Origin of the sequence: Bradyrhizobium sp. KBS0727 (assembly GCF_005937885.2) — a bacterium.
GTDB lineage: Bacteria > Pseudomonadota > Alphaproteobacteria > Rhizobiales > Xanthobacteraceae > Bradyrhizobium.
In genome coordinates this window covers 5245788-5259564 of sequence record NZ_CP042176.1, presented here as the reverse complement: position 1 = coordinate 5259564, position 13777 = coordinate 5245788, and the positions used below count along the sequence as shown (strand labels likewise).

12 protein-coding genes are annotated in these 13777 nt (G+C 63.8%); 2 read left to right on the top strand and 10 right to left on the bottom strand.

What is annotated here, in order from left to right; genetic code table 11:
* The first annotated feature begins 309 nt into the window (after positions 1-309).
* Entirely contained in the window at positions 310-618 is a 309-nt protein-coding gene (locus tag FFI89_RS24670; protein ID WP_138830186.1) for a hypothetical protein, read from the top strand.
* 516 nt (positions 619-1134) lie between these two features.
* Here the strand turns inward: FFI89_RS24670 and FFI89_RS24665 are convergent.
* The 4 genes from FFI89_RS24665 to FFI89_RS24650 form a co-directional block, all read right to left on the bottom strand.
* A complete protein-coding gene (locus FFI89_RS24665) occupies positions 1135-2214 on the bottom strand; it encodes a BMP family ABC transporter substrate-binding protein (RefSeq protein WP_138830185.1) in 1080 nt (359 codons plus the stop codon).
* A gap of 79 nt (positions 2215-2293) precedes the next feature.
* Positions 2294-3211 (bottom strand): ABC transporter permease, encoded by a 918-nt coding sequence (locus FFI89_RS24660; RefSeq protein WP_138830184.1) that lies wholly within the window; start codon positions 3209-3211, stop codon positions 2294-2296.
* Positions 3211-4290, bottom strand: a complete 1080-nt coding sequence (locus FFI89_RS24655; RefSeq protein WP_138830183.1) for an ABC transporter permease — start codon at positions 4288-4290, stop codon at positions 3211-3213. Before FFI89_RS24655 ends, FFI89_RS24660 begins: the two co-directional genes overlap by 1 nt.
* Positions 4274-5845, bottom strand: coding sequence for an ABC transporter ATP-binding protein (locus FFI89_RS24650; RefSeq protein WP_138830182.1), 1572 nt, complete (start codon positions 5843-5845; stop codon positions 4274-4276). Before FFI89_RS24650 ends, FFI89_RS24655 begins: the two co-directional genes overlap by 17 nt.
* A gap of 597 nt (positions 5846-6442) precedes the next feature.
* Between FFI89_RS24650 and FFI89_RS24645 the strand changes: the two genes are divergently transcribed.
* Positions 6443-7561: a hypothetical protein gene (locus tag FFI89_RS24645; protein ID WP_138830181.1), complete on the top strand. Its 1119-nt coding sequence runs from the start codon at positions 6443-6445 to the stop codon at positions 7559-7561.
* 181 nt (positions 7562-7742) lie between these two features.
* Here FFI89_RS24645 and FFI89_RS24640 read toward each other — a convergent pair whose 3' ends face one another.
* From FFI89_RS24640 to FFI89_RS24615, 6 genes are read right to left on the bottom strand one after another with little or no spacing between them, the layout of a single operon-like run.
* Positions 7743-8243 (bottom strand): nucleoside deaminase, encoded by a 501-nt coding sequence (locus tag FFI89_RS24640; protein ID WP_138830180.1) that lies wholly within the window; start codon positions 8241-8243, stop codon positions 7743-7745.
* Between the two features lie 44 nt (positions 8244-8287).
* Positions 8288-9820 (bottom strand): ABC transporter ATP-binding protein, encoded by a 1533-nt coding sequence (locus FFI89_RS24635; RefSeq protein ID WP_138830179.1) that lies wholly within the window; start codon positions 9818-9820, stop codon positions 8288-8290.
* The gene (locus FFI89_RS24630; protein ID WP_092515793.1) at positions 9817-10500 is read right to left on the bottom strand and encodes a cysteine hydrolase family protein; all 684 of its coding nucleotides are present in this window, start codon (positions 10498-10500) and stop codon (positions 9817-9819) included. Before FFI89_RS24630 ends, FFI89_RS24635 begins: the two co-directional genes overlap by 4 nt.
* 13 nt (positions 10501-10513) lie before the next feature.
* On the bottom strand, positions 10514-11440 hold the full coding sequence (locus FFI89_RS24625) for an ABC transporter permease (RefSeq protein ID WP_138830178.1): 927 nt from the start codon (positions 11438-11440) through the stop codon (positions 10514-10516).
* Position 11441: 1 nt separating this feature from the next.
* Positions 11442-12551, bottom strand: a complete 1110-nt coding sequence (locus FFI89_RS24620) for an ABC transporter permease (RefSeq protein WP_138830177.1) — start codon at positions 12549-12551, stop codon at positions 11442-11444.
* Positions 12548-13657 (bottom strand): BMP family ABC transporter substrate-binding protein, encoded by a 1110-nt coding sequence (locus FFI89_RS24615; RefSeq protein ID WP_138830176.1) that lies wholly within the window; start codon positions 13655-13657, stop codon positions 12548-12550. The genes FFI89_RS24620 and FFI89_RS24615 overlap by 4 nt, the downstream gene beginning before the upstream one ends.
* Positions 13658-13777 lie beyond the last annotated feature (120 nt).

Below are 13777 nucleotides of genomic sequence, written 5' to 3'. Positions count from 1 at the left end.
ATGCCGAGCATGCTGGCCGCGGGATATGGGCGGGCAGCTAGTTTGAGCCGTAGTTGTATCGAGCTTGTATCCGGGCGAGCGGGCGACCGGCGGCTTGTTCGGATGACGCGAATGCGCACCCGTGATGGCGGGGCAAGAAAGATAAGGCAGTCTGTTGGGTTTACCCCTTAATAGCAGTCGCCCGATATGCCGTCAGACAACACACTACGCAGAGACCGGCTGGGTTGGCAGGCCGCGACGAGAAAGACTGTTGTTCGTCACCGAACTCGCCGGCCGGACGTTGTTCGCGACGACAGGAGGTAAACAACCATGGCCAACGATCACTTGCAGCTACCGCCCATCCTTCAGCCGGACAATAACAACCCAAAAAGCGGCATCTGGACCGCAATCCTCCTGCTGGGATCGATTGCCGCTGCCACCGTTCTTGGAGCAGGAACGCGCATCGATGTGGGCTTCGAACCGTTCGCGAAATCGGCGAATGAGCGCGTCTCCGAAGCCTTCGAAGACATTAGGGGCATCCCCTCCGTCTCCGACGAGCTGAAGTATGCGCTGTTGTCGCTTAGCAAGAGCGTGCAGGGCGCGCAGAAGCCGCCGGTTCGGGCCGAAGGCAATGAATGACCCTGTCGATCAATTTTGGCCTGGCAGACCACCAAAGCGCCCGCCGGCCGCGCGATGCATGCGGGGTGATCCTCATGGTGAGGAGCGCGCACTCGCGCGCGTCTCGAACCCATGAGGCCCGTGGCCCATCCTTCGAGACGCGCTTCGCGCTCCTCAGGATGAGGTCGTCATGTGAGGCCGCTTGGATTCTTACCTTCTCCCATCGAAGTCGGATCTATCCGACTTCGACATCTTAGGATGCCCAACTCGGGTATACCCGAGTTGGGATGGGAGAAGGTGCCATCGCGGAACGCGAAGGCGGATGAGGGGTCTCTATCCGCGGAGACAACCCCTCATCCGTCTCGCTGTCGCTTCGCGCCCATAGCCGATGCAAAGCATCGGCGTTATCGAGAACGGCGGCCTTGGCCGCCGATGCCACCTTCTCCCACAAGGGGAGAAGGTAAGAAGCGGTCCAGCATGAAAAAAGTCCGGGCGTTTCCGCCCGGACCTTGGTCGTCGCGCTGGTCCCCCTCAGCCCTATTTGCCGGGGATCTTGTCGTCGATGCCCTTGACGTAGAAGTTCATGCCGAGCACCTGGCCATCGTCGAGATGGGTGCCGCCCTTGCATTCGACTTCCTTGCCGTCCTGTCCGATGACCGGGCACTTGAACGGCTGCAGCTTGCCGTCGGTGATGGCGGCTTCGGTGTCCATGGCGAGCTTCTTCACGTCGTCGGGCATATTGGTGTAGGGCGCCATCATCACGATCTTGGTCTTCAGGCCGCCCCAGAAATCTTCCGACTTCCAGGTGCCGTCGAGCTCGGCCTTGACGCGCTCGATGTAGTAGGGGCCCCAATTGTCCATGATCGAGGTGAGCTGCGACTTCGGCCCGAACTTGATCATTTCGGAGTCCTGGCCGAACGCCAGCTTGCCGCGCTCGGAAGCGATCTGCATCGCGGCCGGCGAATCCGTGTGCTGCATGATCACATCGGCGCCCTGGTCGAGCAGCGCCTTGGCGGCATCGGCTTCCTTGCCCGGATCGAACCACGAGTTGGCCCAGATGATCTTGACCTTGATGTTGGGATTGATGGTCTGCGCGCCCAGCATCGTGGCGTTGATGCCGGAGACGACTTCCGGAATCGGGAACGAACCAATGTAGCCGAGCACACCGGTCTTCGACATCTTGGCGGCGATGATGCCCTGGATGTAACGGCCTTCGTAGAATCGGCCGGAATAGGTCGAGACGTTTTCGGCGCGCTTGTAGCCGGTGGCATGCTCGAAATGAATCTTGGGATATTTCTTGGCGACCTTCAGCGTCGGCTCCATGTAGCCGAACGAGGTGGTGAAGATCAGCTTGTTGCCGGCGCGGGCGAGCTGTTCGATCGAACGCTCGGAGTCCGGACCTTCACTGACGTTTTCGAGGAAGGTGGTTTCGACCTTGTCGCCGAACTCCTTCACCATCGCCTGGCGGGCGACGTCGTGCTGATAGGTCCAGCCGAGGTCGCCGACCGGACCGAGATAGATGAAGCCGACTTTCAGTTTGTCGGCGGCGGAAGCGCCGGCCAGACTTGCTCCGACGGCAATCACGGCTGCCGTCGTCGCGATGAAAATCTTTCTCATGTGGTTTCTCCAGTTACTGAAGGGGTGAACTGTCACGCCCCGATGCGCACGCGCCCCATCGCGCACGCTCCGGGTATATCTATCGATCGGGCACGAACACCGTCCCGAGCGCCGCCGGTGCGGTCGAGCCGCCGCTGCGCGCGCGTGAAATGAGGACGAGGACGATGACGGTGGCGAGATACGGTAACGCCGACATGAATTGCGAGGGAACGCCGACGCCCCAGCCCTGTGCGTGCAATTGCAGGATCGTCACCGCGCCGAACAGATAGGCGCCGATCACGAGCCGCCCCGGGCGCCAGGATGCGAACACCACCAGCGCCAGCGCGATCCAGCCGCGGCCGGCAGTCATGCCGGGAATGAAGAACGGCGTATAGGCCAGCGGCAGGTAGGCGCCAGCAAGGCCGGCGCAGGCGCCGCCGAACATCACCGCGTACATCCGTATCCGCAGCACGGGATAGCCGAGCGCGTGCGCCGAGACGTGGTTGTCGCCGGCGGCCCGCAGGATCAACCCGGCCCGGGTCCTGTAAAGGAAGAACCAGACCGCGACGACCAGCGCCAGCGACAGGTAGATGAAAGCATCCTCGCCGAACAGGATCCGTCCCACCAGCGGGATATCGGTGAGACCGGGAATATGAAGGTGCGGCGCCGGCGTGATCTTCTCGCCGACGAAGCGGGCGCCGATCAGGCCCGACAATCCGATGCCCAGAATGGTCAGCGCCAGGCCGGTCGCGACCTGGTTGACCGCGAGCCCCAGCGTCATCAGCGCAAAAATCAGCGACAGCAGCGTGCCGGCGATGATGCCGCACAGCGCGCCGACGATGATCGAGCCGGAAAGCCAGGCGCCGCCGAAGCCGCAGGCCGCGCCCACGATCATCATGCCTTCGACGCCGAGGTTCAGCACCCCGGCGCGTTCGGTAACGAGTTCGCCGGTCGCAGCGAGCAGCAGCGGCGTGGAGGCCGCGAGCACTGCGAGGATGATGGCTTCGACGAGCTCCATCAGGCCACCTTTGCTGACGCGAAAATGAGCTTGAACCGGTAGAGGATGAGGGAATCGCAGGCGAGCACGTAGAACAGCAGGATGCCCTGGAAAACCTTGGTGACGTCCAACGGGATCTTCATTGCGATCTGGGCCTGCTCGCCGCCGATAAAGGTGAGTGCGAGGAAAAGTCCTGCAATTAATATTCCAACCGGGTTCAACCGCCCGAGGAAGGCGACGATGATCGCGGTGAAGCCGTAGCCGGGCGAGATGCCGGGCTGCAGATGACCGACGGGACCCGCGACCTCGATGATCCCCGCCAGCCCCGCCAGCGCGCCGGAGATCGCGAAGGTCAGGAGGATCAACTGGTTGGAGTTGAAGCCGCCGAACCGGGCGGCGCGCGGGGCGGCGCCGACCACCCGGATTTCAAACCCCTTGATGGTCCTCCCGAGCAGCACCGCGCCGGCCGCCACCACGACCAGCGCAATGACGGCGCCAAGGTGGAGGCGGCCGCCGTCGATCAGCACCGGCACGGTCGCGACCGGATCGAACTCGGCCGTGGTCGGAAAGTTGAAACCCTTGGGATCGCGCCACGGACCGCGCACGAGATAATCGAGAAACAGGTCGGCGACATAGACCAGCATCAGGCTGGTCAGGATTTCGCTGGCGCCGAACTTGACCCGGCAGATCGCCGGGATCAGCGCATAGAGCGCGCCGGCCACGGCGCCCAGCAGCAGCATTGCCGGCAGGACCCAGACGCCGGCATCGGTGCCGTTGGTCTTCACCGCGAGCCAGCTTCCGGCCACCGCGCCGACCAGGAACTGGCCTTCGGCGCCGATGTTCCAGGCGTTGGCGAGATAGCACAGCGACAGGCCGATCGCGATCATCACCAAAGGCGATGCCTTCACCGCGATCTCCTGCAGCGAATAGCTGTCGGTGAGCGGGTCGATGAAATAGACGCCAAGCGCCGCGATCGGGTTTTTGCCGAGAATGACGAACAGAATGCTCATGGTCACGATCGTCAGCCCGATCGCGATCAGCGGCGAAATCAGCGCGATCGTGTTCGACCGCTCGGCGCGTTTTTCAAGCACCAACTGCATGAGCCGCTTCCTTCTGTTCCAGGCTGGCCCCGCCCATCAACAGGCCGAGCTTTTCCCGGTTGGCTTCGCCGGTGGCCATGGGCGCCGACAGATGACCGTGGAACATCACGGCAATGCGGTCGGTGATTTCGGCGAGCTCGTCGAGATCCTGGCTCGTGACCAGCACCGCGGCTCCGGCGGCCGCAAGATCGAGCAGCGCCTGCCGGATCACGGCGGCGGCGCCGGCATCGACGCCCCAGGTCGGCTGGCTGACGACGAGCACGACCGGGTTTCGCAGGATTTCGCGGCCGACGATGAATTTCTGCAGATTGCCGCCGGACAGGCTGGCGGCCTCGGGATCGCGCTTGGCCTTGCGGACGTCAAACGCCGCGGTCGCCTTGTCGACCGCATTGAGCGTCGCGGTCGTATTGACGAAGCCATGATGGACCATGCCGCTGGCGGCATGACCGGTCAGCAGCGCGTTCTCGGAAAGCCGCATGCGCGGCGCGGTGCCGTGACCGAGCCGCTCCTCCGGAACGAAGGCCGCGCCGAGCTTGCGCCGCTTGGTGATCGAAAGGTGTCCCGCGGCATGTCCGTCGATCACGACCGTGCCGGGGTCCTGGGCCAGCCGCTCGCCCGAAAGTGCGGCGAAAAGTTCGTCCTGACCGTTCCCGGCGACGCCGGCGATGCCCAAGATTTCACCACCCTTGAGCTCAAAGGAGATGTGCTGGAGCCGCACCCCGTGCGGATCGTCCGGCTCGAGGCTGAGGTCGTTGACCACGAGGCGCGGCACCGTGGTTTGGCGGTTCGCCGCGGCCTTCACTTCCTTGATCTCGCCGCCGACCATCATGCGGGCGAGGGAGGATGCGGTCTCCGCCTTGGGATTGCAGGTCGAGATCTTCTTGCCGCCGCGCAGGATGGTGGCGGTGTCGCAGAGCCGTTTCACCTCGTCGAGCTTGTGGCTGATGTAGAGGATCGCGCGCCCCTCGGCCTTCAGGCGATCGAGCACGACGAAGAGCTGGTCGGCCTCCTGCGGTGTCAGCACCGCGGTCGGTTCGTCGAGGATCAGGAATTTCGGATTCTGCATTAGCGCGCGAACGATCTCGATGCGTTGCCGCTCGCCGACCGACAATTGCCAGACCTCGCGCCGGGGATCGAGCGGAAGCCCGTAAATCCGGGATACTTCTTCAAGGCGCGCCGACATGGCCTTGAAGGATTCCTTGCCGTCGAGCCCGAGGGCGACGTTCTCGGCCACGGTGAGATTGTCGAACAGCGAGAAGTGCTGGAACACCATGCCGATGCCACGGCGGCGGGCTTCCGACGGGCCGGACAGCACCATCCGTTCGCCCTGCCAAAGCATCTCGCCCTCGCTCGGCTGAACCAGTCCGTAGATGGTCTTGACCAGCGTCGACTTTCCCGCGCCGTTCTCGCCGAGCAAAGCGTGGATCTGCTGCGGCCAGATCTCGATGTCGATGGCATCGTTGGCGAGGAAGGTGCCGTACCGCTTGGTCAAACCGACCGTCCGGAGCAGCGGCGTGCCACCTGTGTGCAGCGCGGCAGGCGTCGAATCCAACATTCGTTGTCACGCGTATGAGAAAAGAATGCCTCAATACTGTGCTAGTTTGGCCGCATGCGTAAGTAGGGAAAAAGCGCCAACCCTTGCTCAACTCTTTGGCAGATGAGACGCGGCGTGATTCCCGGCCGGATTCGCTGCTCCTCGATCCGATGGACGTCGTTGAGCCGGCACCGAAGCGTCGCGTGGTGCGGGTGACCCGCAAAAACGCCAGACGGGTTGTTGTAAATTTGTGACGGTCTAGACAAATCGAAATCGCCTAAGCAGCGCTGCTGCGAAGTTGAGCAGTTTTGACGCGGCTGTGTACGCGTCGCCGGGAATGCCCCGTTCGTGCGTTTGGTGCGCTGCTCCCTGCGCCCGATCGTCGCAGAAAGCCCGATTGTTCCCGGCAAAAATGCGAAAATCCGATTCTACCGGAGATTGTCTTGCCGCGGCAACCAATCGGCCTCTCGCCGCACAAACCGCGCCGGCCTCACTTCTTCTTGATGAAACTTGCAGCAAGCCATGGGGAATCTTGAGGCTTCTCACTTCATGCGATCGGCGCAAGGGTCGCTTCCAAGGGCCTCGATCATTCGGTCGTCAACTTGGGGGTATTAAAGGATGTCTAGTCTTCGCAGAACATTGGCAGCAGCGGCGCTGTCACTCGCCACACTCGTACCGGCCGGCTACGCCGCGGCGGCCGACCTGCCGGTCAAGGCCCTCAAGAAGGTCGCTCCGGTCCCGTTCTTCCTGGTGATCGACGACCGCGTGTCGTTCTCCTGGATGCCCAAGGGCACCGATCCCGGCATGTACTCGGTGAACCCGAACGGTTCGATCAACGGCACCACCGCCAAGCAGGTCTATTCGTTCACCCACTTCGATGCCTGGGCCTACGGCACCAACTTCTTCACCATCTCGATGTTCAAGTCGGGCCATAACGATCCGGCCTCGCCGTGTATCAACGCGGGTGTCCTCGACAACTTCGCGACCGGGCCCAACGTCCAGTGCGCCGGTGCGACCGAAATCTACGGTCTGTTCCGCTCGACCTTCGGCTTCAACGAAATCTTCAATACCAAGGCCTTCTCGATGGGCCCCCTGCATAACGTTTCGCTGGAAGTCGGCATGGACGGCAACACCGAAAACAACTACCTGGCTCCGGCCAAGCGCGACATGGTCGCCGGTCTGCAGTTTGCCTTCGACCTGCCCTACAAGGGCTACATCAACATAGCGCCGTTGGCTTACTGGGAATTCTCGAATCACAACGCCTTCACCCAGTGCGGCTCGAACTTTGCGGGCAACATTCCGGGCTTGAACTGTAACGCCGACGGCAACGTGAAGTACAACGCTACCTGGGCGGTTGAAATCAACTACTACATGGACCTCGGCTTCCTGCCCGAGAACATGCAGTACTTCTCGATCAGCGGCCGCGCCGGCTGGTATGGACCCAAGGGCGACTCGAACAGCCTTCCGGCTCTTTCCGGTCCGGGACGTTTCAGCACCGCCTCCAAGACCGAACTCAACTCTGAGCCGATCCGTCTGACCTTCGACGCCTCCAAGGCCTTCATCGGTCCGCAGTACTCCCACTTCGTCGACCTCTGGGTTGCCTACCGCTACTGGCAGAACAAGTTCGGCCTCGATCACAACGCGATGCCCGGCGTCTGCACCATCGCAGCAACCGGCCAGAGCACCAACTCCTGCACCGAATCGACCGTCTACGGCGGCGTGACCGTGAAGTTCTGACCACCTGATCATCTCCACAGGTGAAAAGCGATGGCGCCGCGATGTTCCCCGCGGCGCCATTTTTCTTTTTGGCGGCCTGAAATCGTAGGATGGGTGGAGCGAAGCGATACCCATCAATCACTGTCTGTGGTGACCGCGATGGGTATCGCTTCGCTCCACCCATCCTACAAAGGCAAAAATCCTACTTGCCCCACACCCCATCATGCAGGGCGGCAGCCTCGTCTTCCAGCAGTGGCCCGACCACCTCGATTGAGCGCTGGCCGCTGCCGAAGACGTCGCGGCACGGCAAATTGAGCGTCGGGTTTTCCGGGTGGTTGCCGGTGATGTCGCGCAGCCGGTGCTCGCTGAGGCCGTAGACCAGCCGGCCGATCCCCGCCCAGTACATCGCACCCGCGCACATCGCGCAGGGCTCGGCCGACGAGTAGAGCGTGGCGTGGCGGAGGATGTCCGCCGGGATCGTGGTGCAGGCTTGCGTCGCCAGCAGGCGCTCGGCATGCGCGGTGCCGTCATGCGAGGGCATGTAGCCGTTCTCGGCCTCGATCAGCGCGTTGCCATCCGCATCGACCAGCAGCGCGCCAAAGGGATGGTTGCCGTGCGTCATGGCGCGGCGGGCGACGTCGAACGACCGGCGCAGAAAATGTGCGTCGCGCTCCGCCGGGCTTAGCGTGGATATATCGACCATTAGTGCATGACCGTTACACCGTTACTGTCGTCAGTACCGTATCATCAATGCCCCGCCATATGCCGCCCGATTTCGGTCAGGTCGGCCTCGCTGGCGCGGGCTTCGTGGACGAATTGGCCGTGGAACATCACGACCAGCCGGTCGGACAGTTCCAGCAGTTCGTCGAGGTCCTCGCTGACCAACAGCACCGCGGCGCCGCGGTTGCGGGCCGCCATGATCTCGGCGTGGATTTGGGCTACGGCGGCGAAATCCAGCCCGAAGCAGGGATTGGCGGCGATCAGCACCTCGACCTCGCCGCCGAGTTCGCGCGCCAGCACGGCGCGCTGCACGTTGCCGCCCGACAGCGCCGAGATCGGCGTATCCGGCGTGCGGGTTTTGATCTTGTAGAGCCCGATCTTGCGGATCGCGCTGTTGCGGAACGCCGACTTGTTCAGCCACCAGCCGCCGCTGGCAAAGGGCGCGCGGTCGAATTCTCGGAAGGCGATGTTGTCGGCCACGCTCATGCCGCCGACGCAGGCATTCTTCAGCGGCTCCTCGGGCAGCAACGACATCTTGTGCCGGCGCATTTCCTCGCGGCTTGCCGAATAGAGATCGCCGCGGACGCGGACTTCGCCGCTCTCGGCCTCGCGCTGGCCGGCCAGCACCTCGACCAGTTGCCGTTGGCCGTTGCCGGAGACGCCGGCGATCCCCACGATTTCGCCGCCGCGCACCGACAGCGACACGTCATGGACCGCGATCGCGCCGGCATCGTCGAGCGCGGTGAGTTTGGAAAGCTCCAGCCTGGTTTCGCCTACCTCGCCGACGCGGGGCGGTTGCACGGTCAACTGCTCGGCGCCGATCATGGTGCGCGCCATGTCGTCGGGCGTCAGCTCCGAGACTTTGCCGGCACCGGCGAGCTTGCCGCGGCGCAGGATCGTCACCTCGTCGGCAAACGCCATCACCTCGCGGAACTTGTGGGTGATCATCAGAATGGTGAGGTCGCCGGCCACCACCATGGCGCGCAGCATGCCCAGCACCTCGTCGGCTTCGCCGGGCGTCAGCACCGAGGTCGGCTCGTCGAGAATGAGAAAGCGCCGCTTCAGGTAGAGCTGCTTGAGGATCTCGCATTTCTGCCGCTCGCCGGCCGAGATATCCGAGACTTTTGCGTTGAGCGGCACCTTGAACGGCATCCGCGCCAGGAATGCCTCGAGCTCCTTCTTCTCTTTGGCCCAGTCGACCACCGCGGGCACGTCGTCGCGTGCCAGCACCAGGTTTTCCGCGACCGTCATCGCCGGCACCAGCGTAAAGTGCTGGTAGACCATGCCGAGCCCGAGCGCGTGGGCTTCCTTCGGATTGGCGATCGCCTGCTCGCGGCCGCCGACCAGCACGTCGCCCTGGGTGGCGCGGTAATAACCCATGATGCATTTCACCAGCGTGCTTTTGCCGGCGCCGTTCTCGCCGAGCAGCGCATGGAACGAGCCGGGGCGCACCTTCAGTTCGACATTGTCCAGCGCCTTGAAGTCGCCGAACTGCATGGTCATGGCGATGGCGTCGACGCCGAGCGCGCCTGATGGAAGCGGCGTTTCGCCGATGATCATGACAGCGCCCCGATCATCGCGGCCGAGGTCGCGACCGCGCCGAACACGCCGCCCTGCATCTTGATCATTTTCAGCGCGTGCTCGTGATTGCTCTTGTCGGTCGCGGCACAGCAATCCTCGATCAGCACGCATTCGAAGCCGCGGTCGTTGGCTTCGCGCATGGTGGTATGGACGCAGACGTCGGTGGTGATGCCGGTCAGCACGATGTTTTCGATGCCGCGCAGCCGCAGCATCAGTTCGAGGTCGGTGGCGCAGAACGAGCCTTTGCCCGGCTTGTCGATAACAGGTTCGCCCGGCAGTGGCGCCAGATCGGGAATGATCTCCCAGCCGGGCTCGCCGCGCACCAGCACCCGGCCGCAGGGACCGGGATCGCCGATCCCGGCGCCGATCTGGCGCGAGCGCCACTGCTTGTTGGCGGGCAGGTCGGTGAGGTCGGGGCGGTGGCCTTCGCGGGTGTGGATGATGTGAAAACCCTGCGCGCGCATGGTCGCCAGCAGCTTCTTGATCGGCTCGATCGGCGCGCGGGTCAGCGACAGGTCGTAGCCCATCTTGTCGACATAGCCGCCGACGCCGCAGAAGTCGGTCTGCATGTCGATGATGATGAGCGCGGTATTTTGCGGGCGCAGGTCGCCGTTATAGGGCCACGCATAGGGTTCGGATTTCAGGTAACGCTCGGGCATGTCACGTTCTCGCCTATCGGGTGATGGACAACTCCGCCGGTGCGCCGGTCAGCGTGCGCTTCGGCGAACAGGTGATGATCATGATCGCCAGCGTCAGGATGTAGGGCGCGGCGTTGAACAAATGATAGCCGGAGGTGACGCCGACCGATTGCAGCGCCGGGCCCAGCGCCGCGGCGCCGCCGAACGCCAGCGAGGCCCACAGGCACAGCATCGGGTCCCAGCGTGCGAAGATCACTAGCGCCACGGCGGTGATGCCCTGGCCGCTGGAGAGGCCTTCGTTCCAGCTTCCGGGATAGAACAGCGACAGGAACGAGCCGCCGATCCCGGCGAGGAAACCGCCGACCATGGTGGCGCGAAGGCGGATCCACAGCACCGAATAACCCATCGCGCGCGCGGCATCCGAGCTTTCGCCGGCGGTGCGGATCAATAGCCCCCAGCGCGTGGTCCGGAACGCCCAGTAAAGAATCGGCGCGATCGCGACCCCGATCAAAAACAGCACGTTGATCCGCAGCGCGGCGCGCACCTGTGCGATGTCGCTCCACCAGCCGAAATCGATCGCCGGCAGCCGCGCCGCCGTCGGTTCGATCAAGGGTTTGCCGAGATAGAAAGCTAAACCCGTGCCGAACAGCATCAGCGCGATGCCGACCGCGACGTCGTTGACGCGCGGCAGCGAGCAGATGCCGGCATGCAGCGCGCCCAGCAGCGCGCCGGTGATGCCGGCGGCGAGGACGCCGAGCCAGGGCGAGCCCGAGAGATAGGAGATGCCGTAGGCGCTCATCGCGCCCATCACCAGCGTGCCTTCGAGGCCGAGATTGATGCGGCCCGAACGCTCGGTAATGCATTCGCCCAGGCTGACGAACAGGAACGGCGTCGAGACGCGGATGGCGCCGCCGAACACCGCGAGCGGGACGGTCCAGAGTCCGATCGTTCCGTCCGCCATGTCAGGATTTTCCTTTCAGGAAGCCGATGCGGCCGTACAGCGCGTCGCTGGCCAGCACGAACACGAAGATGATGCCCTGCAGCACCAGCACCGAGGCGTCGGGCAGGCCGAGCCGGCGCTGCAACAGCCCGCCGCTGGCGCTGATGCCGCCGAGCAGGATTGCCACCGGAATGATCGCGAGCGGATTTTGCCGTGCCAGGAAGGCGACCAGGATGCCGGTAAAGCCGTAGCCTGCGGCGAGATTGGCGTTGGTGCGGCCCTGCACGGCCGCGACCTCGATCATGCCGGCGAGGCCGGCGGCGCCGCCGGCGAGGAAGCAGATCGTCAGGATCAGCTTGCTGACGCCGAGGCCGACGATCCTCGCCGCGCGGATGTTGCCGCCGGCGACCCGCGCGGCGAAGCCGAACACGGTGTGATAGATCAGGATATAGGACGCGATCGCAGCAATCACGCCGAACACCAGTCCCCAATGGATGTCGGTGCCGGGAATGCTGCCGATCATGTTGGCGGCGCCGATCTCGCGGGTCGACGGCTTGTTGAGGCTGGCCGGATCGCGCATCGGGCCCTCGACCAGATGGTTGAGGATCGCAAGCCCGATATAGACCAGCAGCAGACTCGAAATGGTTTCGTTGACGCCGCGATATTGCCTTAAGCCGCCCGCCAACATGATCCAGAGCCCGCCGCCGGCGACGCCGGCGCAGACCATGGCAAACTGCACCACAAAGGGCGGCGCCCACGGCATCGCCAGCGCGATCGAGGTGGCCGACAGCGCGCCGATCAAGAGCGCGCCTTCGCCGCCGATGATGACCATGCCAAGCTGCGCCGGCAGCGCCGTGCACAGCGCGGTGAGGATCAAGGGCGCCGCGCGCGTCAGCGTGTTCTGCCAGGAGAACCAGGTGCCGAACGCGCCCTGGTACATGTAGAAATACAGATCGAGCGGACTCTTGCCGAACAGCGCCACGAACACGCCGAACACCGCGAGCGCGCCGACCAGCGCCGCGCCCGGGATCAGGATGTATTCGATGCTGGCGCCGTAGCGCTGCAGGAATCCGGCATCGGCGGCCGGCGCAATGCCGACCGCCCCCGCCGGATCCGCCGCATCAGTGGTCACGAAGTGGCTCCGATCACGCCCTCGACCAGATAATCCATCTTCTCGAGTTCGGGATCCTTCTGGCCGCGATCGGTGCCGGCCGCGATCACGGTCTTGCCCTTGTTGTCCATGATCGGTCCCTTGAAGATGGTGTAATTGCCTTCGGTCAGCTTCGCCTTGATGTCGTCGGCGTGCTTGCGCGCTTCGGCCGAGACCGCTTCGCCGTAGGGCGAACACTTGACGATCTCTTCCTTGAGGCCGCCGCGGTAGAAGTTCGGAATCGCTTCGCCGGCGGCGATCATCTTGACGAATTTCGGATACAGCGCTTCCCAGTTCCACTCGGCACCGGTGAGGTAGGCCTTCGGCGCCAGCGGCGACTGGTTGACGTGATAGCCGCAGACCATCGCGCCGCGGCGCGCCGCGTTCTCGACCATGGTCTTGGGACCGTCGACGTGACAGGTCAGGACGTCGACGCCCTGGTCGATCAGGCTGTTGGTGGCTTCGGCTTCCTTGACCGGCATCGACCAGTCGCCGGTGAAGATCACCTGGCAGGTGGCCTTCGGGTTGGCGAGTTTCGCGCCGAGCGTGAACGCGTTGATGTTGCGCAGCACCTGCGGGATCGGTTTCGCCGCGACGAAACCGAGCTTTCCGGTCTTGGAGGAGTAGCCGGCAACGATCCCGGAAATATACTGGGCCTCGTCGATATAACCGAAATAGCTGCCGGCATTCTTGGGATCCTTGTCGGCCCACAGGCCGCCGCAATGTTCGAAGCGAAGCTTTGGAAACTTGCTCGCCATCTTGATCATGTGCGGGTTGTAGTAACCGAACGAGGTCGGGAACAGCAGCGAAGCGCCGTCGAGATTGATCATCGACTCCATGGTCTTCTCGACCGCGTCGGTCTCGGGCACCTTTTCTTCCTCGACCACTTTCAGGCCGGGCAACTTCTTCAGGGCGGCCGCACCCGCCGCGTGGGCCTGGTTGTAGCCGTAGTCGTCGCGCGACCCGACATAGATGAAGCCGATGGTGGTGTCGGCCGCAAAAGCCCGGCCCGCGCCAAGCGTGCCGCCGAGCGCCATCGCGGCGCTGCCCTGCAACAGATGCCGTCGAGAAATCCTGCCAAAATCCATTTGCCTGCTCCCTCTGGCGGAAAAACCGCCCCCTATTTCGCAGCCGCGCCGACACGGCGAAGCTCAGAGGGTGTGTCGCAATCTTCGTGCCAGAGCACATCTGGTGGGCATTGTTTGGCA

Excerpts from the sequence above, each read along its gene's own strand:
- FFI89_RS24615 (WP_138830176.1), bottom strand. The coding sequence starts at position 13,657 with ATGGATTTTGGCAGGATTTCTCGACGGCATCTGTTGCAGGGCAGCGCC.
- FFI89_RS24635 (WP_138830179.1), bottom strand. The coding sequence starts at position 9,820 with ATGATCATCGGCGAAACGCCGCTTCCATCAGGCGCGCTCGGCGTCGAC.
- FFI89_RS24645 (WP_138830181.1), top strand. The coding sequence starts at position 6,443 with ATGTCTAGTCTTCGCAGAACATTGGCAGCAGCGGCGCTGTCACTCGCC.
- FFI89_RS24670 (WP_138830186.1), top strand. The coding sequence starts at position 310 with ATGGCCAACGATCACTTGCAGCTACCGCCCATCCTTCAGCCGGACAAT.
- FFI89_RS24665 (WP_138830185.1), bottom strand. The coding sequence starts at position 2,214 with ATGAGAAAGATTTTCATCGCGACGACGGCAGCCGTGATTGCCGTCGGA.
- FFI89_RS24640 (WP_138830180.1), bottom strand. The coding sequence starts at position 8,243 with ATGGTCGATATATCCACGCTAAGCCCGGCGGAGCGCGACGCACATTTT.
- FFI89_RS24660 (WP_138830184.1), bottom strand. The coding sequence starts at position 3,211 with ATGGAGCTCGTCGAAGCCATCATCCTCGCAGTGCTCGCGGCCTCCACG.
- FFI89_RS24630 (WP_092515793.1), bottom strand. The coding sequence starts at position 10,500 with ATGCCCGAGCGTTACCTGAAATCCGAACCCTATGCGTGGCCCTATAAC.
- FFI89_RS24655 (WP_138830183.1), bottom strand. The coding sequence starts at position 4,290 with ATGCAGTTGGTGCTTGAAAAACGCGCCGAGCGGTCGAACACGATCGCG.
- FFI89_RS24625 (WP_138830178.1), bottom strand. The coding sequence starts at position 11,440 with ATGGCGGACGGAACGATCGGACTCTGGACCGTCCCGCTCGCGGTGTTC.
- FFI89_RS24650 (WP_138830182.1), bottom strand. The coding sequence starts at position 5,845 with ATGTTGGATTCGACGCCTGCCGCGCTGCACACAGGTGGCACGCCGCTG.